General features: G+C 66.4%; 13 protein-coding genes. 4 read left to right on the top strand and 9 right to left on the bottom strand.

Annotated features, from left to right (window positions below; all coding sequences use genetic code 11):
* Positions 1-69 precede the first annotated feature (69 nt).
* The gene (locus tag AC5P7U_RS10005) at positions 70-1,218 is read left to right on the top strand and encodes an acyl-CoA dehydrogenase family protein (RefSeq protein ID WP_495221046.1); all 1,149 of its coding nucleotides are present in this window, start codon (positions 70-72) and stop codon (positions 1,216-1,218) included.
* 113 nt (positions 1,219-1,331) lie between these two features.
* Here the strand turns inward: AC5P7U_RS10005 and AC5P7U_RS10000 are convergent, their stop codons facing one another.
* The 4 genes from AC5P7U_RS10000 to AC5P7U_RS09985 form a co-directional block, all read right to left on the bottom strand.
* Positions 1,332-2,216: a hypothetical protein gene (locus AC5P7U_RS10000; RefSeq protein WP_414554686.1), complete on the bottom strand. Its 885-nt coding sequence runs from the start codon at positions 2,214-2,216 to the stop codon at positions 1,332-1,334.
* 298 nt (positions 2,217-2,514) lie between these two features.
* Entirely contained in the window at positions 2,515-5,688 is a 3,174-nt protein-coding gene (locus tag AC5P7U_RS09995) for a multidrug efflux RND transporter permease subunit (RefSeq protein ID WP_053450234.1), read from the bottom strand.
* 15 nt (positions 5,689-5,703) lie between these two features.
* A complete protein-coding gene (locus AC5P7U_RS09990; RefSeq protein WP_049458761.1) occupies positions 5,704-6,972 on the bottom strand; it encodes an efflux RND transporter periplasmic adaptor subunit in 1,269 nt (422 codons plus the stop codon).
* Positions 6,972-7,628 (bottom strand): TetR/AcrR family transcriptional regulator, encoded by a 657-nt coding sequence (locus tag AC5P7U_RS09985; RefSeq protein ID WP_008265285.1) that lies wholly within the window; start codon positions 7,626-7,628, stop codon positions 6,972-6,974. The genes AC5P7U_RS09990 and AC5P7U_RS09985 overlap by 1 nt, the downstream gene beginning before the upstream one ends.
* Positions 7,629-7,878: 250 nt before the next feature.
* Between AC5P7U_RS09985 and AC5P7U_RS09980 the strand changes: the two genes are divergently transcribed.
* The 3 genes from AC5P7U_RS09980 (at position 7,879) to AC5P7U_RS09970 (ending at position 14,856) form a co-directional block, all read left to right on the top strand.
* Positions 7,879-12,855, top strand: a complete 4,977-nt coding sequence (locus AC5P7U_RS09980) for an NAD-glutamate dehydrogenase (RefSeq protein WP_414554687.1) — start codon at positions 7,879-7,881, stop codon at positions 12,853-12,855.
* A gap of 235 nt (positions 12,856-13,090) precedes the next feature.
* Positions 13,091-13,864 carry an NAD kinase gene (locus AC5P7U_RS09975; protein WP_049458758.1) on the top strand — a complete coding sequence of 258 codons (774 nt, stop codon included), beginning with the start codon at positions 13,091-13,093 and terminating at the stop codon, positions 13,862-13,864.
* A gap of 47 nt (positions 13,865-13,911) precedes the next feature.
* Entirely contained in the window at positions 13,912-14,856 is a 945-nt protein-coding gene (locus AC5P7U_RS09970) for a 5'-nucleotidase (protein ID WP_005410242.1), read from the top strand.
* A gap of 52 nt (positions 14,857-14,908) precedes the next feature.
* Here the strand turns inward: AC5P7U_RS09970 and AC5P7U_RS09965 are convergent, their stop codons facing one another.
* From AC5P7U_RS09965 to AC5P7U_RS09945, 5 genes are read right to left on the bottom strand one after another with little or no spacing between them, the layout of a single operon-like run.
* Complete coding sequence (locus tag AC5P7U_RS09965) at positions 14,909-15,460, bottom strand: DUF2939 domain-containing protein (RefSeq protein ID WP_197564552.1); 552 nt, start codon at positions 15,458-15,460, stop codon at positions 14,909-14,911.
* Positions 15,461-15,502: 42 nt separating this feature from the next.
* A complete protein-coding gene (locus AC5P7U_RS09960; protein WP_006453010.1) occupies positions 15,503-16,495 on the bottom strand; it encodes an aldo/keto reductase in 993 nt (330 codons plus the stop codon).
* Complete coding sequence (locus tag AC5P7U_RS09955; RefSeq protein ID WP_197564553.1) at positions 16,495-17,181, bottom strand: DUF2461 domain-containing protein; 687 nt, start codon at positions 17,179-17,181, stop codon at positions 16,495-16,497. The genes AC5P7U_RS09960 and AC5P7U_RS09955 overlap by 1 nt, the downstream gene beginning before the upstream one ends.
* The gene (gene sbcB / locus AC5P7U_RS09950; protein ID WP_197564554.1) at positions 17,178-18,617 is read right to left on the bottom strand and encodes an exodeoxyribonuclease I; all 1,440 of its coding nucleotides are present in this window, start codon (positions 18,615-18,617) and stop codon (positions 17,178-17,180) included. The genes AC5P7U_RS09955 and sbcB overlap by 4 nt, the downstream gene beginning before the upstream one ends.
* Positions 18,617-19,984, bottom strand: coding sequence for an FAD-dependent oxidoreductase (locus AC5P7U_RS09945; RefSeq protein ID WP_197564555.1), 1,368 nt, complete (start codon positions 19,982-19,984; stop codon positions 18,617-18,619). Before AC5P7U_RS09945 ends, sbcB begins: the two co-directional genes overlap by 1 nt.
* Positions 19,985-20,007: the final 23 nt, after the last annotated feature.

Here is a 20,007-nt window from a genome sequence, read left to right as displayed (position 1 = left end):
CCCCGGTACAATCAGGCCATCCGGGCACGCCTTGCGTGGCCCACTTCATCATGTACCTGGGAGGGTGTTGTGGATTTCAGCTTTACTGAAGAGCAGTTGATGCTGCAGGACGTGGCGCGGCGCATCGCGCAGGAGAAGATTGCCCCGAGTGCGGAGCATCACGACCGTACCGGCGAGTTCCCGCTGGACAACATCCGCCTGCTCGGCGAGAACGGCCTGATGGGCATCGAAGTGCCGACCGAATACGGCGGTGCGGGCATGGACCCGGTTGCGTACGTGCTGGCGATGGTGGAGGTCGCCGCCGCCGACGCAGCCCACTCGACCATCATGTCGGTGAACAATTCGCTGTTCTGCAACGGTATCCTCACCCATGGCACCGAGGCGCAGAAGCAGACCTACGTGCGTGCGATCGCCGAGGGCGAGGCCATCGGTGCGTTCGCGCTGACCGAGCCGCAGTCGGGCTCGGACGCGACCGCAATGCGTTGCCGCGCGGTGAAGCAGGCCGATGGCGGCTTCGTCATCAACGGCAAGAAGAGCTGGATCACCTCCGGCCCGGTGGCCAAGTACATCGTGCTGTTCGCGATGAGCGAGCCGGACAAGGGTGCGCGTGGCATCACTGCCTTCATCATCGATACCGACAAAGTCGGCTTCGGTCGTGGCAAGACCGAACCGAAGCTGGGCATCCGTGCTTCGGCCACCTGCGAGATCGAGTTCAACGACTACGTGGCCGCGGCAGAAGATGTGCTGGGCCAGGAGGGCGAGGGCTTCAAGATCGCCATGAGCGTGCTCGACGCCGGCCGCATCGGCATTGCCTCGCAGGCCATCGGCATCGCACGGGCCGCCTATGAAGCGACCCTGGAATACGTGAAGGAGCGCAAGGCCTTTGGCGCGGCCATCGGTACTTTCCAGATGACCCAGGCCAAGATCGCCGACATGAAGTGCAAGCTGGATGCAGCCCTGCTGCTGACCCTGCGCGCGGCATGGGTGAAGGGCGAGGGCAAGCGCTTCAGCAACGAAGCGGCCATCGCCAAGCTCACCGCGTCCGAAGCGGCCATGTGGATCACCCACCAGGCCGTGCAGATCCACGGTGGCATGGGCTATTCCAAGGAAATGCCGCTGGAGCGCTACTTCCGCGATGCCAAGATCACCGAGATCTATGAAGGCACCTCGGAAATCCAGCGCCTGGTGATCGCCCGCAACGAGACCGGGCTGCGGTAGTTGCCGACACTGGCTGGCGTGGATTGAAGAGCGCCCACCCGGGTTGGCCTCTTCCACGTGGCAGGCAGGGCCCCGGAGCGTTCCGGGGCCTTGCATCCGGGTGTGCTTCCCGTTCAGCTGCCTTCGCAGGTCAACGTCCGCCCGTCCCAGCGGCAATCCAGCTGGCCTGCGATGCCGCTGCCTTCGACAACGGTTACACCGTACAGTCGAGCGGTATCGATCCAGCGCTGCATCGCTTCCCCGTCTTCAAACTGATAGACACCCGCGAAGCCCTGTGCGGTGTCCGGATCGCTGGCAGCGCCATCGGCAATGCGGTTGCCCTGTGCATCCCTGCTTCCCCCTTGTACATACCTCGCTTCCCTGACCGAGTCGGGACGGATGAGGAGGGTGGTCTGTGAGCCATCCCGCCATGTGATGACATATATCGCTCCATCGATGCCCAGCGCCTTGCTGACGAAGCTCAGGCCAATGGACGAGAGAAACGTCGCCATGCTGTTCCAGGCCGTCGAGTGGGTGGTCGCGCCGGCGAACGCCTCGCCGATCTGGGCCTCAAGCCGGAAGCGGGCGGTTGCCATCTGCGCGATGTCATGCGCGTTGTGGCATTTGAATTCTTCTGGAAAGGTGACGCCATTGGCCGCTGCCGGGTCATCGGGGTGGATTTCGAACTGTGCGCCCCTCTGGCCAGCGCGGATGCCGCGACGGTCAAGCATCCCCATGATGCGGTTGAACGACGCGATGATCGGATCCGGCACCTGTGTCTGGACCGCCCGGTATCTGTGAAGTTCGCGGTCGTACTCCACTTCGTAGCCGTGAAGCCTGCGTTGGCTGAAGTCCGCGACGATGGTCAGACCCGTGCCGGATGTGAGCGCGAGCGCGCGTGGGTCCGCGCAGTTGTCGCATACCAGCACGCCTGCAGCATGTGCCACGGGTGAGATCAGCGCGCTCAGCCCCAGCAATGCGAGAAGCTGTAAGGCTCTTGGGAAAAGCGAACGACGCATGGAATCCTGCCTGATATAGCTGTGGTGGAAGTCCTTTGTTAAGCCGCGGTTTCGCCGGACGTTGTGACGGTTCGCCCAGTCATTGCATGACTGACGAAGTGCGACACGTGGGGGCGTATGTGGCTCTGAATCGCAAGGCGATTGCGATGCGCATCTTCCGCTGCGTGGATCGGTCCGGTCACCTGGCTGCCGGAGGCGACATCCGCGATTGGCCAACATCCGCTCCGGCACGTCGGAGCAGGCAACAGAAAAGGCCCCGGATCGCTCCGGGGCCTTTTCGTTTCAACCCAGCGCCGGATCAACGATCCGGGCGGTGGGCACTTTCGGCGTCGCGCTGGCGTTCCATGAACTCCCTGGAGGGTTCATCCAGCTTGTCGCCCAGCATGCGGCGCACGACCACGAAGAACACCGGGATCATCAGCAGGCCGAGCAGGGTGGCGAACAGCATGCCGCCGATCACGCCGGTGCCGATGGCGTGGCGGGAGTTGGCGCCGGCGCCGGTGGAGATCGCCATCGGGATCACGCCCATGATGAACGCGAACGACGTCATCAGGATCGGACGGAAACGCAGGCGTGCCGCCTCGATGGTGGCATCGCGCAGGTTCTTGCCCGCCGCACGCTGCTCCACCGCGAACTCCACGATCAGGATCGCGTTCTTCGCCGCCAGGCCGATCACTGTGATCAGGCCGATCTTGAAGAACAGATCGTTGGGCAGGCCGCGCAGCATCGACAGGCCCAGTGCGCCGAGCACGCCCAGCGGCACCACCAGCAGCACCGCCACCGGAATCGACCAGCTTTCGTACAGCGCCGCAAGGCACAGGAACACCACGACGATCGACAGCACCAGCAGCAGGGTGGCGGCGTTGCCGGCCAGGATTTCCTGGTAGGACATGCCGGACCAGTCGTAGCCGAAGCCGGCCGGCAGGTCGTCGTTGACGATCGCCTCCATGGTCTGCATCGCTTCACCCGAACTGGTGCCCGGGGCCTGCGAACCGACGATGTTGATCGCCGAGTAGCCGTTGTAACGGCTCAGCGACGGCGATGCCGACACCCATTCGGACTTGACCACCGTGTTGAGCGGGATCATCGCGTTGGTGCCATCGGCATTGGTGGTCAGGCTGGACGGGCTGTAGAAGCTCTTCAGCGACTCCTGGCCCGTGCGGTACGGGCCATCGGCCTGCATCGTGACGCGCTTGATGCGGCCCTCGTAGAAGAAGTCGTTGACGTACACCGGGGCCAGCATCAGCTGGATGGTGCTGTACACGTCCGACACCGACATGCCCATCGACTGCGCCTGCACGCGGTCCACGTGCAGCTGCAGCTGCGGGGCGTTTTCCAGCCCGTTCGGGCGCACGCCGACCAGTGCCTCCGGCTTCTGCGCGGCCTTGCCCAGCAGGATGTTGCGCGCCTGGGTCAGCTGTTCGTAGCCGGCACCACTGCGATCCTGCAGCCACATGTCGAAGCCACCGAACTGGCCGAGGCCCTGCACGGTGGGCAGGTTGACCACGAAGATCTGCGCTTCCTTGATGCCGTAGAACGCGCCGTTCATGTTCTGGATGAACTCTGGCGCGGTGAACTTGCGTTCCTCCCACGGCTTCAGGCGGATGAAGCCCATGCCGACGTTCTCGCCGGAACCGACGAAGCTGAAGCCGGCCACCTGCAGCATGCCTTCATAGCCATCCTGCTTTTCCAGGATGCCACGCATCTGCGCGAACACTTCGTTGGTCTGGCCCTTGGTCGAGCCGGGCGGCAGCTGCACGATGGCCAGCGCGTAGCCCTGGTCTTCTTCCGGCAGGAAGCTGCCCGGCATGCGGGTGAACAGGAAGCCGCACAGCGCGGTCAGCACCACGAACAGGATCATCCAGCGCGGCGCGTGGCGCACCGCCGAGGTGATGTGGCCCACATAGGTGTGGCTGATCTTGTCGTAGTACTTGTTGAAGGTGCGGTAGATGATGTTCGGGTTGTCGTTGTGCGTCGGCTTGAGGAACGTCGCACACAGCGCCGGGGTGAAGCCCAGGGCCAGGAACGCCGAGAATGCCATCGAGATGGCGATGGTCAGCGCGAACTGCTTGTAGATCTCACCGGCCGCACCGCCCTGCAGGGCGGACGGGATGAACACCGCGGCCAGCACCACGGTGATCGCCACCACCGCGCCGGTGATCTGGGTCATCGCCTTCTGCGTGGCCGGCTTCGGCGCCAGGCCTTCCTCGGACATGATGCGCTCGACGTTCTCGATCACCACGATCGCATCGTCGACCACGATGCCGATCGCCAGCACCATCGCGAACAGGGTCAGCTGGTTGATCGTGAAACCGATCATCCACATGCCCAGGAAGGTACCGAGCAGGGCCACCGGGATGACCAGGGTCGGGATCAGGGTGGCGCGGAAGTTCTGCAGGAAGATCAGCATCACCAGGAACACCAGCAACACCGCTTCGAAGAGGGTCTTGACCACTTCCTGGATCGAGATCTTGACGAAGGTGGTGCTGTCGTACGGCGAGAACCAGGTCACGCCGGACGGGAAGCTGGGCTGCAGCTCGTCCATCTTGCCGCGCACCGCTTCGGCCACGTTCAGGGCGTTGGCGCCCGGCAGCAGTTGGATGGCGAATGCGCCGGTCGGCTTGCCGTTGTACTGGGTATCGAAGCCGTAGTTGTTGGCACCGAAGGCGACCCGGGCGATGTCCTTCAACAGCACGCGCGAGCCGTCAGCGTTGGCGCGCAGGATGATGTTCTCGAACTCCTGCGGCGAGCTGAAGCGGCCTTCGGCCGAGACCGTGGCGGTGAAGTGCTGGCCCTCCGGCGACGGGTCTGAGCCCAGTGCACCCGCGGCGAACTGCACGTTCTGAGCGCGCACCGCCGCCAGCACCTGGCTGGCCGACAGGCCGTAGCCCTGCATCTTCTCCGGGTTCAGCCAGATGTTCATGGCGTACTCGGAACCGAACTGCTGGGTGCTGCCGACGCCGGGGATACGCGAGACCTGGTCGAGTACGCGCGAACCGACGATGTCGTTCAGGGCATCACGGTTGATGGTCGGTGTATCGGACTGCAGTGCCACCACCATCAGGAAGCCGGCGTTGGCCTTGGCCACCACCACGCCCTGCTGGGTCACTTCCGAAGGCAGGCGTGGCGTGGCCAGCGATACCTTGTTCTGCACCTGCACCTGGGCGATGTCCGGATCGGTACCGGTCTCGAAGGTCAGGGTGATCTGCGCCCGGCCGTTGGAGGACGAGGAAGAGCTGAAGTACAGCAGGTGATCGATACCGGTCAGCTGCTGCTCGATCACCTGGGTGACCGACTTCTCGGTGGTGTCCGCGCTGGCGCCCGGGTAGGTGGCCGAGACGGTCACCTGCGGCGGGGCGATGTTGGGATAGGACTCCACGCCCAGGTTGAGGATCGCGATCACGCCGCTGAGCGAGATCAGGATCGCAACCACCCAGGCGAAGACTGGATGCTCGATGAAAAATTTAGGCATGACGGAAGGTTCCCGTTACTGCTTGTTCGAATCGGTGGCGGCCGGCTTGGCCGCATCGGCCTGCTCGGGCTTGGCCGCGTCGGCCGGTGCCTTGCCGGCGGCCGGTGCGGCGCCCGCCGGAGCAGCGCCGCCTGCGGCAGGCTTGCCGTTGGCGTCTTGCCCCGGGGTCCACGGCTTGGCCACCGCCGGTGCACCTTCCTTGACCTTCTGCACGCCGGCCACGATCACCTTGTCACCGGCGGCCAGGCCGTCGCTGACCAGCCAGTTGCCGTTCTGCGCGCCATCGGTCTTGACGTTCTTGCGCACCACCTTGCCGTCGGTGCCGACCACCATCACGTAACCGCCGGTGGTGTCGCGCAGCAGCGCCTGCTGCGGCACCAGGTAGGCATTGTTGCGCTCGCCCAGGTTGGCCTGGAAGCTGACGAAGGCGCCCGGCAGCAGGATCTGCTGCGGGTTCGGCAGCAGCGCACGCAGCGAGACCGCGCCGGTGGCCGGATCGACCGTGGTCGACGAGAAGTCCAGCGTGCCCGGCTCGCTGTAGGTGGTGCCGTCGGCCAGCTTGACGCTGACGGTAGCCTTGCCATCGCCGGACAGGGCCAGTGCGCCCTTGGCCTGCTGTGCACGCAGCTGGGTCAGCTCATCGACGCTCAGCGAGAAGTTCACGTACAGCGGGTCGAGCTGGTCGACGGTGGTCAGCAGGGTCACATCGCCCTGGCCGACCAGCGCACCTTCGGTGACCTGCTGCTTGTTGGCCACGCCGCTGATCGGGGCGGTCACTTCGGTGTAGCCCAGGTTGATGCGCGAGGAGGTCAACGCGGCCTCGGCCTGCTTGACCGCGGCCAGGGCGGTGCGCTCGGCCGACTCGGCGTTGTCCAGGTCGGACTTGGAGACGAACTGCTGCGGGGCCAGCGAGCGCGCACGGTCGGCGGCGACCTTGGCGTTGGCATAGGTGGCGCGGGCCGAGGCCAGCTGCGCTTCGGAGGCGTTGAGCGAGGCACGCAGCGGCGCCGGGTCGATCAGGAACAGGGTCTGGCCCTGCTTGACCTGGGAGCCTTCCTGGTAGACGCGCTTGAGCAGCACGCCCGGAACGCGCGCGCGCACGTCGGCGCTGCGGAACGGCGACAGGCGGCCGACCAGCTCGCGCTGCAGCGGCAGGGTCTGCGGCTTGGCGTCGATGACGCCCACCTCCGGCGGCGGGGGCGTCTGCTGTTCCGGCTTCTTGCAGGCGGCCAGAGCGACAGCAACGGCGCACGTCAAGGCAAGGGTGCGGAGTGGGGCGGTCATCAGGAGGAACTCCGGGGTTGGTTTGTAGACGGGGCCGGCGACGGCTGTGGCGCGAACGCGCGCAGGAAGCTGTCGACGGAGAACTCTGCCCAGCGCCGACGCAGCAGCGCGTCATCACGATGGGGGGTATGGAAGCGCTGTTTGTCGAAATCCTGACCGGCGATCATGCTCAGCAGCAGCTCGGCCATGAAGTGCGGGTCGTCATGCCGTAGCTGGCCCTGCATGCAAACGGTTTCAATCCATTCAGCAAGATGAAGCGTCAGCGCGCCGGCGCCATGCCGGTACAGCGTACGCGCCTCTTCGGGAAACTGGGACGCGTCGGCGGCGATCAGCCGGCAGGCCTGTCCTACGTGCGGTTGGCTGAAATGCTCCAGGAAGTCGGTGGCGAACTGGAGCAGGCTGGCACGCAGGTCGTCAGTGCGGAGTGCACGGACCATGGCCCCGGTGGCGTGGCCGACATGGCGCTGCATCACCCGGCGCAGCAGTTGCTGCTTGTTGCCGTAGCGCGAATACAGGGTCTGCTTGGAACAGCCGGCCTGCTGGGCCACCGCGTCCATGCTCATCTGCATGCCCTGCTGCGCCAGCAGTTCGCGCACGGCGTCGAACACGCGCTCATCGCGTGCGTCGAGGGCAACGGGAAGGTAAGCCGGATTCACGCGGTGGACTATACCGTCCAGTTCAGGATTGTGGAATCGCATCGGCGTCGCCGCATGTGTCTTCCGGTAACACGCTTTGCCGATCCTGTCTGCAGTGCTGAAACGGACGCCACGACCATACCGGTGCGAACTGAATAGGCGTCTAAACCGCAGCAAACCCGAATCTGCTTATTCCGTCCTGCAGCAAGGCCTTTTCGTGCGGTAGGGCTACAATTTCATTTTCCCAACTGAGCAAGCGCATCGCTCTGCCATGAAACCGCAAAAAACCGCAGCCAAGACCGTGAAAAACAAGACCAAACCAGCAGAGTCGGAGGTCGCAGTGACCGCTGGTTTCTCCCTGGAGCCGGTGTACACGGCCTTGCGCAAGCGCTACCCCGCGGCCGCACAGGCCGAAGCAGTGGCCTTCGCTACTGACTTCTACAAGCGCATGGAGTCGGACGAGTTCCCGCACCACAGCGCTGAAGAGTGGGCCGCTCTCGCGGCTGAGACGCTGGAATTCGCCCGTGCCCGCAAGGCCGGCAAGGCCAACGTCCGCGTGTTCAATCCGACCGCGAAGGCCAACGGTTGGGAATCGCCGCACACCGTGCTGCAGATCGTCAACGACGACATGCCGTTCCTTGTCGATACCGTCACCATGTCGCTGGCCGAGCAGGGCGTGGGCGTCCACGTGCTGGGCCACCCGGTGCTGCGCTTCACCCGCGACAAGGCCGGCAAGCTGGTCAAGGTCGGCGAGGGTGATGCCGAATCGGTGATGCTGCTGGAGATCGACCGCCAGCCGGCTGAAGCCATGGCCGCCATCGAGCAGGCCATCAACAAGGCGCTGGATGAAGTGCGTGCGATCGTGCGCGACTGGCAGCCGATGAAGGACAAGGCGCTGGCGCTGGCCGACGACCTGGGCAAGCGCCAGCTGCCGGTCGACGATGCCTCGCGCAAGGAAGCACAGGAGTTCCTGCGCTGGGCCGCCGACAACCACTTCACCTTCTTCGGCTACCGCGAATACCGCGTCGAGAAGCAGGGCAAGGAAGATGTGCTGGCACCGCTGAACGACACCGGCCTGGGCCTGATGCGCGGCAAGGACAAGTCCGCCGCCCGTCCGGTCAAGACCCTGGCCGCGCAGGGCCTGAACGCCACGTCCGGCCTGAAGGACGCGCTGATCCTGACCAAGACCAACGCCCGTTCGCGCGTGCACCGCGCCGGCTACATGGACTACATCGGCGTGCTGGAATTCGACGCCAAGGGCAAGATCATCGGCGAGCAGCGCTTCCTCGGCCTGTTCACCTCCAGCGCCTACAACCGTCGCCCGTGGGAAATCCCGCTGGTGCGCCAGCGCCACGAGCACGTGATGAAGCAGTCGGGCCTGGCCCCGGCCAGCCACAGCGGCAAGGCGCTGCGCCACATCCTGGAAACCCTGCCGCGCGAAGAGCTGTTCCAGTCCAGCGAGGACGAACTGTTCCGCACCGCGATGGGCGTGCTGGGCCTGCAGGAGCGCGTGCGCAGCCGCCTGTTCCTGCGCCGTGACAAGTACAGCCGTTTCATTTCCGCACTGGTCTACCTGCCGCGCGAGCGCTTCAACACCGACGTGCGCCTGCGCATCGAAGCGATGCTGAAGGACGCGCTCCACGGCGAGTACGTCGACAGCTCGGTGGTGCTGGGCGAATCGCCGCTGGCCCAGGTGCACCTGATCGTGCGCCCGAAGCCGGGTGAAATGCTCGACGTCGATACCGCCGAACTGGAGCAGAAGCTGGCCCAGGTGTTGCGCAACTGGCAGGACGACCTGCGCGAAGCGCTGGTGACCCGCCATGGCGAAACCGAAGGCCTGCGCATCGCCGCCCGCATCGGCAAGGCGCTGCCGGCCGGCTACATCGAAGACAACAGCACCGCCGTTGCCGCCAACGATGTCAGCCAGCTCGACGCCCTGACCGGCCCGGACGACCTGCGCCTGAGCCTGCAGGCGGTGCCGCGCGAAAGCGGCGATGGCCTGCGCCTGAAGCTGTACCGCCAGCTGGACGACATTCCGCTGTCGGACGCGCTGCCGATGATGGAAAACATGGGCCTGCGCGTGATTGCCGAGCGTCCCTACCGCCTGTCGGTCGACAACGCCCCGGTGTACGTGCAGGACTTCGAGGTCGAGTCGACCGCCGGCGCGATCGATGCTGCCAGCGTCGATGAAGCCTTCGGCGAGACCTTCGCCCGCGTCTGGCACGGCGATGCCGAGAACGACGGCTTCAACCGCCTGGTGCTGGCTGCCGGCCTGCATTGGCGCCAGGTCGCCATGCTGCGTGGCTACTGCAAGTACCTGCTGCAGACCGGCGTGCCGTTCTCCCAGGCGTATGTGGAAGGCACCTTCGCCCGTTACCCGCTGCTGGCCCGCCTGCTGGTGGAACTGTTCGAAGCGCGCTTCGATCCGGCCACCGGCCACGAGAGCAAGGACGACATCGCGGCTGGCCAGGCGCAGCTGAAGGCGCACCTCGACGTGCTGGCCGCCGGCGACGAGGCCACCCTGAAGGTGCTCAAGACCGTGGTCGACGCCCGCAAGGGTGACCGCGACGCGCAGATGCAGGCCGCGCGCGATGCGCTGCTGAAGCTGATGGACCGTGTGTCCAGCCTGGACGAAGACCGCATCCTGCGTTCGTTCATGGGCGTGATCGACGCGACCCTGCGCACCAGCTACTACCAGACCGATGCCAACGGCCAGCACGGCCACGTGATCAGCTTCAAGTTCGATTCGGCGCTGGTGCCGGACCTGCCGAAGCCGCGCCCGTACCGCGAAATCTTCGTCTACGGCCCGCGCGTGGAAGGTACCCACCTGCGCTTCGGCGCGGTCGCCCGTGGCGGCCTGCGCTGGTCGGACCGTCGCGAAGACTTCCGTACCGAAGTGCTGGGCCTGGTCAAGGCGCAGATGGTCAAGAACACCGTCATTGTGCCGGTCGGCGCGAAGGGCGGCTTCTTCGCCAAGACCCCGCCGGTCAATGGTGACCGCGACGCGGTCTTCGCCAATGGCGTGGCCTGCTACAAGCTGTTCATCCAGGGCCTGCTGGACATCACCGACAACATCGTCAACAACAAGATCGTGCCGCCGGTGGATGTCGTGCGCCACGACATGGACGATCCGTACCTGGTGGTGGCCGCCGACAAGGGCACTGCGACCTTCTCCGATATCGCCAACGGCTTGGCCATCGCGCACGGTTTCTGGATGGGCGATGCATTCGCCTCTGGTGGTTCGGTGGGTTACGACCACAAGGGCATGGGCATCACCGCACGCGGCGCGTGGGAGTCGGTCAAGCGCCACTTCCGTGCGCTGGGCCGTGACAGCCAGACCCAGGACTTCACCGCGGTCGGCGTCGGCGACATGTCCGGCGACGTGTTCGGCAACGGCATGCTGTTGTCGCGCCACATCCGCCTGGTTGCAGCATTCGACCACCGCCACATCTTCCTGGACCCGAACCCGGATGCGGCCACCACGTTCGTCGAGCGTGAGCGCCTGTTCACCGTGCCGCGTTCGAGCTGGGCGGACTACGATGCCAAGCTGATCAGCAAGGGCGGCGGCATCTATCCGCGCAGCCTGAAGTCGATCGAGATCACCCCGCAGGTGCGTGAAGCGCTGGGCCTGGACGACAACGTCAAGGCGCTGTCGCCGAACGATCTGATGAGCGCGATCCTGAAGGCACCGGTCGACCTGCTGTGGAACGGCGGCATCGGTACCTACGTCAAGGCCGCCAGCGAGCAGCACAGCGATGTCGGCGACCGCGCCAACAACGCCCTGCGCGTGAACGGTGGCGAGCTGCGCTGCAAGGTGGTGGGCGAGGGCGGCAACCTGGGCATGACCCAGCTGGGCCGCATCGAAGCCGCACAGGCCGGCGTGCTGCTCAACACCGACTTCATCGACAACTCGGCCGGTGTCGACACCTCCGACCACGAAGTCAACATCAAGATCCTGCTCAACGATGTGGTGCGGGCCAAGAAGCTGACCGTCGAGCAGCGCAACAAGCTGCTGGCCTCGATGACCGACGAAGTCGCCGAGCTGGTGCTCAACGACAACTACCGCCAGAACCAGGCGCTGAGCCTGATGGAGCGGATGGCGGTCAAGCGCCTGGGTTCCAAGCAGCACTTCATCCGCACCCTGGAACAGCAGGGCCTGCTCGATCGCCAGATCGAGTTCCTGCCGTCCGATGCCGAGCTGTCGCAGCGCAAGGCGCGTGGCCAGGGCCTGACCCGTCCGGAACTGTCGGTGCTGCTGTCCTATTCCAAGCTGGTGGCATTCGCCCAGCTGCTGGATTCGGACATCCCGGAAGATCCGTACCTGTCCAAGGAACTGCAGCGCTACTTCCCGACCCCGCTGCAGAAGAAGTACGCCGACGCGATGGAGCGTCACCGCCTGAAGCGCGAAATCATCGCCACGGCCGTGACCAACCAGACCATCAACCGCATGGGCGCCACCTTCCTGATGCGCATGCAGGAAGACACCGGCCGTTCCATCGCCGAGGTCGCCAAGGCCTACACCATCAGCCGCGAGACGCTGGATGCCCGCGCGCTGTGGGCGCAGATCGATGCCCTCGACGGCAAGGTGCCGGAGTCGGTGCAGATCGACGCACTGGAAGTGATCTGGAAGCTGCAGCGTTCGTTCGTGCGCTGGCTGCTGTCGCGCCCGGGCGCGATGCCGGGCATCACCGAAGCGGTCAACCGTTACCAGGGTCCGTTCAACGACATCCGCGTTGCCTCGGGCGTGCTGCCGGATTCGCAACGTCCGACCTACGAAGCCCTGGTGGCCGAGTGGAAGGAGAAGGGCCTGCCGTCCGCGCTGGCGCAGCAGCTGGCCGAACTGCACTTCCTGGAGCCGGCGTTTGACATCATCGAACTGGCGCGTACCCGCAAGCTGAAGCCGGTGGACGTGTCCAAGGTGCATTTCCGCCTGGGCGACGCCCTGCAGCTGCCGTGGCTGTTCGAGCAGGTTGATGCGCTGGAGGTCAACGGCCGTTGGCACGCCGTGGCACGTGGCGTGTTGCGTGACGAACTGGCGGCCAACCACCGCAACCTGGCCGGCCAGGTGCTGGGCACCAAGGGCAGCAGCGCGGAGGCCAAGGTCTCGGCCTGGATGGGTCGTGACGACAACAGCCTGCGCTTCACCCTGGCGATGCTGGCCGAACTGGCCGAGCAGAAGACCCTGGACTACCCGACCGTCTCGGTCGCGGTGCAGCGCCTGGGCCAGCTGGCTGCGCATGGTGCGTAAGCGCATTTGCGCTGACGCCCCACGGTTTGCTCTGCAAACCGTGGGCCCCATGCCAACCATGCTCCCAGACCCCCGCGCCGTTGGCGCGCCCCCCTGACTCAGGGGGGCTCTTGATCTGCAGCAGTTGGAGGAACGGCCCCGCGAAAGCGGGGCCGTTCTGCATTGCATGGTCGTGCCGGCCAGCGGCCCGCACGACCGGGTATGCTCTTGTTGGCATACCCACCCGGATCCACCGATGAGCGACTCCCCCCGCATCGCTTTCCTGGCCAGCACCACCGAACCGGCGCAGATGGCCCGCGCGGCGATGGTCTCGCGCTATGGCGACTACGCGCCCGAGCAGGCCGACGTGCTGTGCCCGCTGGGCGGTGATGGCTTCATGCTGCAGACCCTGCACCGGCACGGGCACCTGGGCAAGCCGGTGTTCGGCATGAAGCTGGGCACGGTCGGCTTCCTGATGAACCAGTACCGCGGCGACGATGACGTGCATGCGCGCATTGCCCGCGCCGAACCGGCCAACCTGCGCCCGCTGGAAATGGTGGCGCTGACCGAGTCGGGCACCAGTACCGGTTCGCTGGCCTACAACGACGTGTCGCTGCTGCGCCAGACCCGCCAGGCTGCGCATATCGGCATCGACCTGAACGGCCAGGAACGCGTGGGGGAGCTGATCGGCGACGGCGTGCTGGTGGCCACCCCGGCCGGCAGCACTGCCTACAACTATTCCGCGCATGGCCCGGTGCTGCCGCTGGGCTCGCACACCATCGCGTTGACGCCGCTGGCCCCATACCGGCCGCGACGCTGGCGCGGGGCGATCCTCAAGGCCGACACCGAAGTGCGTTTCCGCGTGCTCGATCCGTACAAGCGCCCGGTCAGCGTGACCGCTGATTCGCACGAGACCCGCGACGTGGTCGAAGTGACCATCCGCGAGTCGAAGGACCGCCGCGTGACCCTGCTGTTCGACCCGGAGCACAACCTGGAAGACCGGATCCTGAGCGAACAGTTCGTTTTTTGAGGACAATGGGCGGCCGGCCGTGCCGACCGCTTGAAGGACCCCCACCGATGGGCGACAACTCCCCCCGTTTGCTGACCGTTGCGGTGACCTCGCGCGCGCTGTTCGACCTCGAGGAAAGCCATGCGCTGTTCGAAAGCGATGGCGTGGCGGCCTACGCCGAATTCCAGCGCCAGCATGAGGACGACATCCTCGGGCCCGGCGTGGCCTTCCCCGTGGTGCGCAAGCTGCTGGCGCTGAACCAGGGCGCCAGCCCGGAGAACCCGCGCGTCGAGGTGATCCTGCTGTCGCGCAACTCGGCCGATACCGGCCTGCGCATCTTCAACTCGATCCAGCATTACGGCCTGGGCATCATCCGCGCGACGTTCACCGCAGGTGAGCCGACCTGGCCCTACGTGAAGCCGTTCGGGACCGACCTGTTCCTGTCGGCCAACCCGGAATCGGTGCGCAGCGCATTGCGCCATGGCATCGCGGCCGCGACCATCCTGCCCAAGCCGCCCGGCGAGACTGCCGCTGCGGCGGCCGACCAGATCGATACCGGTCGACCGGCCGGGCAGCTGCGCATCGCCTTCGACGGCGACGCGGTGATCTTCGGCGACGAGAGTGAACGCATCTCGCGCGAACAGGGCGTGGAAGCGTTTGGCCGGCACGAACGCGAACGCGCCCGCGAACCGCTCAGCGGTGGCCCGTTCCGCGGCTTCCTGTCGGCCCTGCATACGCTGCAGGAGGTATTCCCGGCCGGCGAAAGCGCACCGATCCGCACCGCGCTGGTCACCGCGCGCTCGGCACCGGCCCACGAGCGGGTGATCCGCACCCTGCGCGAGTGGGGCGTGCGCCTGGACGAGGCGCTGTTCCTCGGTGGCCGCCACAAGGGCCCGTTCCTGCAGGCGTTCGGCGCCGACATCTTCTTCGACGATTCACAGCACAACATCGACAGTGCGCGTGAACACGTGGCTGCCGGCCACGTTCCCCACGGCGTCGCCAACGAGGGGTAGGGTCAGGTAGTCGCCAACCTTGGTTGGCATTGCCGTCAGGCCACGGGTCCGGTCACGGGCTGCCCGACATCCCCAGCTGCAGGTCCACCACCTTCCAGCGCAGGCCCTGTGGTTCCAGCACCACCTTCAGTGGCGGCTGGCCAGGGCCGCGCTCGACGTCGACCACGAAGCGGTCCAGTGCTTCGAAGCGATGCTCGGCATTCTTCAGCGGCCGCGCCGGTTCGGTCGCGCCGAAGGCATCGCCGCCCTTCAGTTCATTGCGGCCGCGTTTCCACAGCACGTGGCCCTGCAGCATCGCGCCGATCCCGGTCGGGGTCACCATGGTGTCCACCGCGGCGCCGCCGAGCTGGTCACCCAGGCCGTAGAGCAGGGCGCCAAACGGGCTGGCCGCCACGTCGGGGCCGGCCTGGCGCACCAGGTAGTCGTTGAGCTGCGCACGCAGGCTGCTGCGCACGCGCGGGAAATCGACGTAGCGTTGCAGTCGCGCGGTGTCGCGCTGCTCGATCGCTTTGGACAGCCCGTGCACGGTCAGGTACGGACCACTGAACCACCAGGCGGCGACGGCCAGGACGAGGGCAATCAGGGTGCCGATGAGCTTCTTCATGGCTCCCAGACTGCCGCAAAGGCGGCAAACGCGGGTTAAGCGTCAGTGACTGGGTGAGCCACGGCCATCGCCGAAGGCGGCCACCAGCCGCTGCCGCTCGGCCGGGGTCAGCGCTTCCAGCCGCGTCCCCAGAACATCGTCCAGGCTGCGGGTACGGGTGGTGCCGAGAATGCCGCTGGCCACGCCGGGATGGCCCAGTGCATAGGCGAAGACGGTCCGGGCCGGGGGCTGGCTGTGGATCGCGGCCACGGCGCGCCGCATCTTGCGGGCACTGCGCATCAGATGGCGGCTGCTGGGTTTCAGCCAGGCGCGCGCCAGGTACCAGGCATCGGCCAGCCGTGGCAGGCGAGGACGCGCGGGCAGCAGGTGACCCTGCGCGAGCACGGTACCGGCCAGCACGCCAATGCCCGCTGCCTGCAGCTGGTCGATCAGCGGTTCGCGGTCCTGCTGCAGGGCGTTGTAGTCCAGCAGCACCACATCGAACGCGTCGGGATGGGCGATCATCCAGCGCAGCGTCGAAGCCGAGTGGGTGTTGATGCCGGTGTGGCGGACCAGGCCGCGTTCGCGCAGGCGTTGCAGGGCCAGCAGCAGGTCATCGTTGATGTCGTGTTCGCTGGCGCCATGCAGCTGGTAGATGTCCAGATGGTCCAGGCCAAGGTTGCGCAGCGAGGCCTCACAGCTGGCGGTGATGGCCGCGGGCGAGAAGTTGCGTTGCTCCGCGCCGCTGATGCCGGCCTGGCCGGTCAACGTGCCGCCTTTGCTGGAGATCACCAGCGCGTCGCGCGGGTACTGCTGCAGCAACGGGCGCAGGATGCGGCCCAGGCGCGGCTCGGCATGGAAACCGGAATAGTTGTGGCCGGTATCGAGCAGGTTCACTCCATGGGCGAGCGCATGCTCGACCACGGCAGCCGCCTCATGCTCCGGGAAGCGACGATGACCCCAGAAGCCGGAGCACCCCAGGCCGATCGGTGAAACGGCCAGGCCGGTGCGGCCGAGCACGCGCCGCTGACGGGCCAGCGGAAGATCCTGCGACATCAGAACTCCAGGTCCAGCGCGGCGCACAGGTAGTCGACGAACGGACCGAGTGCCGCCAGATCCTTGCCCAGCGTGGACAGCAGGCGCGGGCCGGTCATGGTGGCGTCGTCCAGCGAGCGCCACATCACCCAGTTGCGGTGCTTGAGGTCGTCGATGAACTCGAAATCAGCCGGAAAACCGCGCGGCGGCCGCACCAGCTTCTCGCTTTCCTCGAAGTCGAAGCGCCTGCGCAGCCCGGGCGCATGCGCGGCGGCCTTCCAGCTGCCCGGGTTGTCGAGGATGAAGTGGCGCACGCGACGCTGGGTTTCAGGCTCCGGATGCCACAGGCCGGCGCCGACGAAGCTTTCGCCCGGCTGCAGGTGCACGTAGAACGAGGGCGCGGCCACTTCGCGGCGACGCTCATGGAACAGGCGCGCACCCTGCCAGGTCTTGTAGGGCGATTTGTCGTTGGAAAAACGCGCGTCGCGATGGATGCGGAACAGCGAGCCACCGACGCCACGGGTATCGGCGCGGAAATGGTCGCTGACCTCGGCCAACGCCGGCTGCAGGTCGCCGAGCAGGCGCAGGAACGGCTGCCGCACGTGGTCTTCGTACTGCTGGCGGTGGTCGTTGAACCATGCCTTTTCGTTATGCCGCGCCAGGCTGCGCAGGAACCTGAAGCTGGCGTCCGAGAAATAGGTACTCACAACGTCTCCTGCAGATGCTGGCCCCAGTCGCGCAGCGATTGCAGCAGGGCCTGGCGCCGCGCGTCATCGGGCGCTTCGGCGGCCAGTGCATCAAGCTGCTGCTGGTACTGGGGCAGGTTGAGTTCACCCAGGCCGCCGTCTCCGAGCAGGCGCTGGCGGCGGTAATCCTGCCAGCGCTGGCGTTCAGCCGGCGCGAGGCTGCCGGGATGGTTGCGCGCACGGTAGCGGAACAGCAGCTCGGGCAGGCGCGGGTCGCGGAAGCGGCCTTCCAGCTCGGCCAACTGCTCCGGTGCGGTGGTGCGCGCCAGGGCAAGCAATGGCTTGTCGCCGTTGCCGAGGAAGCCGTCGTACAGCGAGGCGTCGACGTCGGCCACGGTGGCGGCGCGGGGCTGGTTGTAGACCTGGCGCGCCTTCTCGGCCAGCTGCGCGGCGAAGGGGCGCAGCCGCTCGACCTTGGTCTCGATGGCCGCCACGTCCAGGCCCAGGCGCTGATGGTCGTCGGCGCGCAGGTGGTTCCAGGCGATCAGTGCCGGCACCTTGTTCAGGTGCACCTCCTTCAGCGGCACCCGCGCCACGCCTTCGGGCAGCTCGCTGGCACGCATGTACAGGCGCTGCGCGATCACCTCGGCCGGCAGTTCCAGCAGGTCGTCGATGTCGCCGTCGAGGTCGAATACGATCACCCGGTTGTTGATGGTCGGGTGCACCGCCAGCGGCAGCACCGGCGCCGCGCACAGGCGGCTGGCCGGGTAGCGCATGGAGATGTGCAGTACCGGCTTCAACGCTGCGATGTCCAGCAGGCCACCGACGAAACGCTTGTCGCGCAGCTTCAGCGCGTACTCCCACAGGCGCGGCTGCGACTGCTTGAACAGGCGCGCCATGCCGATGGTGGCGCGCACGTCGGACAGTGCTTCGTGTGCATCGCCTTCGCGCACGTTGTTGGCTTCGGCCAGATGTTCGAGCTTGAACGAGGTGGCGCCGTCTTCGCGCAGCGGCCACTGGATGCCGTCCGGGCGCATGGCGCGCATCAGCCGCAGCATGTCCAGCAGGTCCCAGCGCGAATTGCCGTTGCGCCACTCGCGTTCGTACGGGTCATGGAAATTGCGGAACAGGCCGTAGCGGATGAACTCGTCGTCGAAGCGCAGCGTGTTGTAGCCCAGCGCGCAGGTGCCGGGGCGTGACAGCTGTTCGTTGATGCGGTCGAAAGCCTCGGCCTCGCTGATGCCTTCGGCCATGGCCTGCTGCGGCGTGATGCCGGTGACCAGCGTCGCCATCGGTGACGGCAGCAGGTCATCGGCCGGGCGCACGAAGAAGCTGACCGGCGTTTCAATCTCGTTGAGGTCAGCGTCGGTGCGGATCGCCGCGTACTGCGAGATGCGCGTGCGGCGCGGATCCTGGCCGAAGGTTTCCAGGTCGTAGAACAGGAAGCTGTCGGCCATCAGTGCGCGCCCTCCAGGACCGGCAACTGCGCGTGGATCCGTGTTTCCAGCGCGGCCCAGTCGATGTTGTCCAATGAATCGTGGCCTGCGGTGGCGGACACCAGCATGTCGCGCTGCAGCTCGGTACGGCGCAGCGCTTCGGCGTAGGGCGTGTGCAGGAAGGTGACCATCGTGTAATGCGGCACGAAGCGGGTCGGCCAGCGTCGCTGCAGTTCCTGTTCCAGCTCACGCTGCAGCAGGAACGCAGGATCGGCCACGCGGTCACGCATTTCCAGGTAGTTTTCCAGCGCCATCTGCTGGATGGCGCGCGCGTTCGGCTTGCGCTCGGCCTCGAACGCGGCGAACGCGCCTTGCAGATCATCCGCTTCCATCAGGTGGCGGGCCAGCGCCACGCAGTCCTCGAACGCGCAGTTCATGCCCTGGCCGTGGAACGGCACCATCGCATGCGCGGCATCGCCGATCAGCACGGCGCGGCCGGCCTGGTGCCAGCGCTCCAGGGTGAGCGTGCCGAGCAGCCCTGGCGGATGCTGTTCCCAGTCTGCGCGCAGGTTCGGAATCAGCGGCAGGGTATCGGCAAACTCACGCGCGAACAGCGCTTCGGCCTGCGCGCCGGTGTTGACGGTGGCAAAGCTGGGATCGCCCTGGTTCGGCAGGAACAGGGTGACGGTGAAGGTGCCTTCGTGGTTGGGCAGGGCGATGCACATGTAGTGGCCACGTGGCCAGATGTGCAGTGCATTGCGCTCGATGCGGAAGCTGCCGTCGGCGGCCGGCGGGATCTCCAGCTCCTTGTAGGAGTGGTCGAGGAAGGCGATGTCCTCGCCCAGCGGCGCGCGCCGGTTCATCGCTGCGCGCAGGGCCGATCCGGCGCCGTCGGCACCGATCAGGGTGTCGAAGCGGATGTCGTGCGGGCTGTCGTCGCGGTCATCGATGAAACGCGCGTAGCCTGCGTCGAAATCGACGGTGTGCAGGCGGCGATGGAAGTGCACGGTGGCGCCAGCCTGTTCGGCCAGTTCCAGCAGCGTGGTGTTCAGGTCGCTGCGATGGATCGACCAGATCACTTCGCTGTCGTCGCGGCCATAGCGCTGCAGCTGCGGTTCGCCGTCGCGCGGATGCACCATGCGGCCGCGCATCATCACCGCGCGCGCCATCACTTCGTCCTCCACGCCCGCCTGGCGCAGCGCATTGCGCCCGCGCTCGGCCAGCGCCAGGTTAATCGAACGGCCGCTTTCGTAGTCGGCCACGCGCGGATCCCCGCGGCGCTCGTACAGGGTGATGCGCCAGCCCTGCCGTGACAGCAGTATGGCCAGCAGAGAACCGGCGAGGCCGGCACCGATAATGCTCAACGAGCGGGAGGCGTGTGCGATCAACGAACTGTCCAGCAGTAGGGAAG

The sequence above is a fragment of the Stenotrophomonas sp. YJH_SMC_57 genome (assembly GCF_059369755.1).
This window is presented reverse-complemented; position numbering and strand designations above follow the sequence as displayed.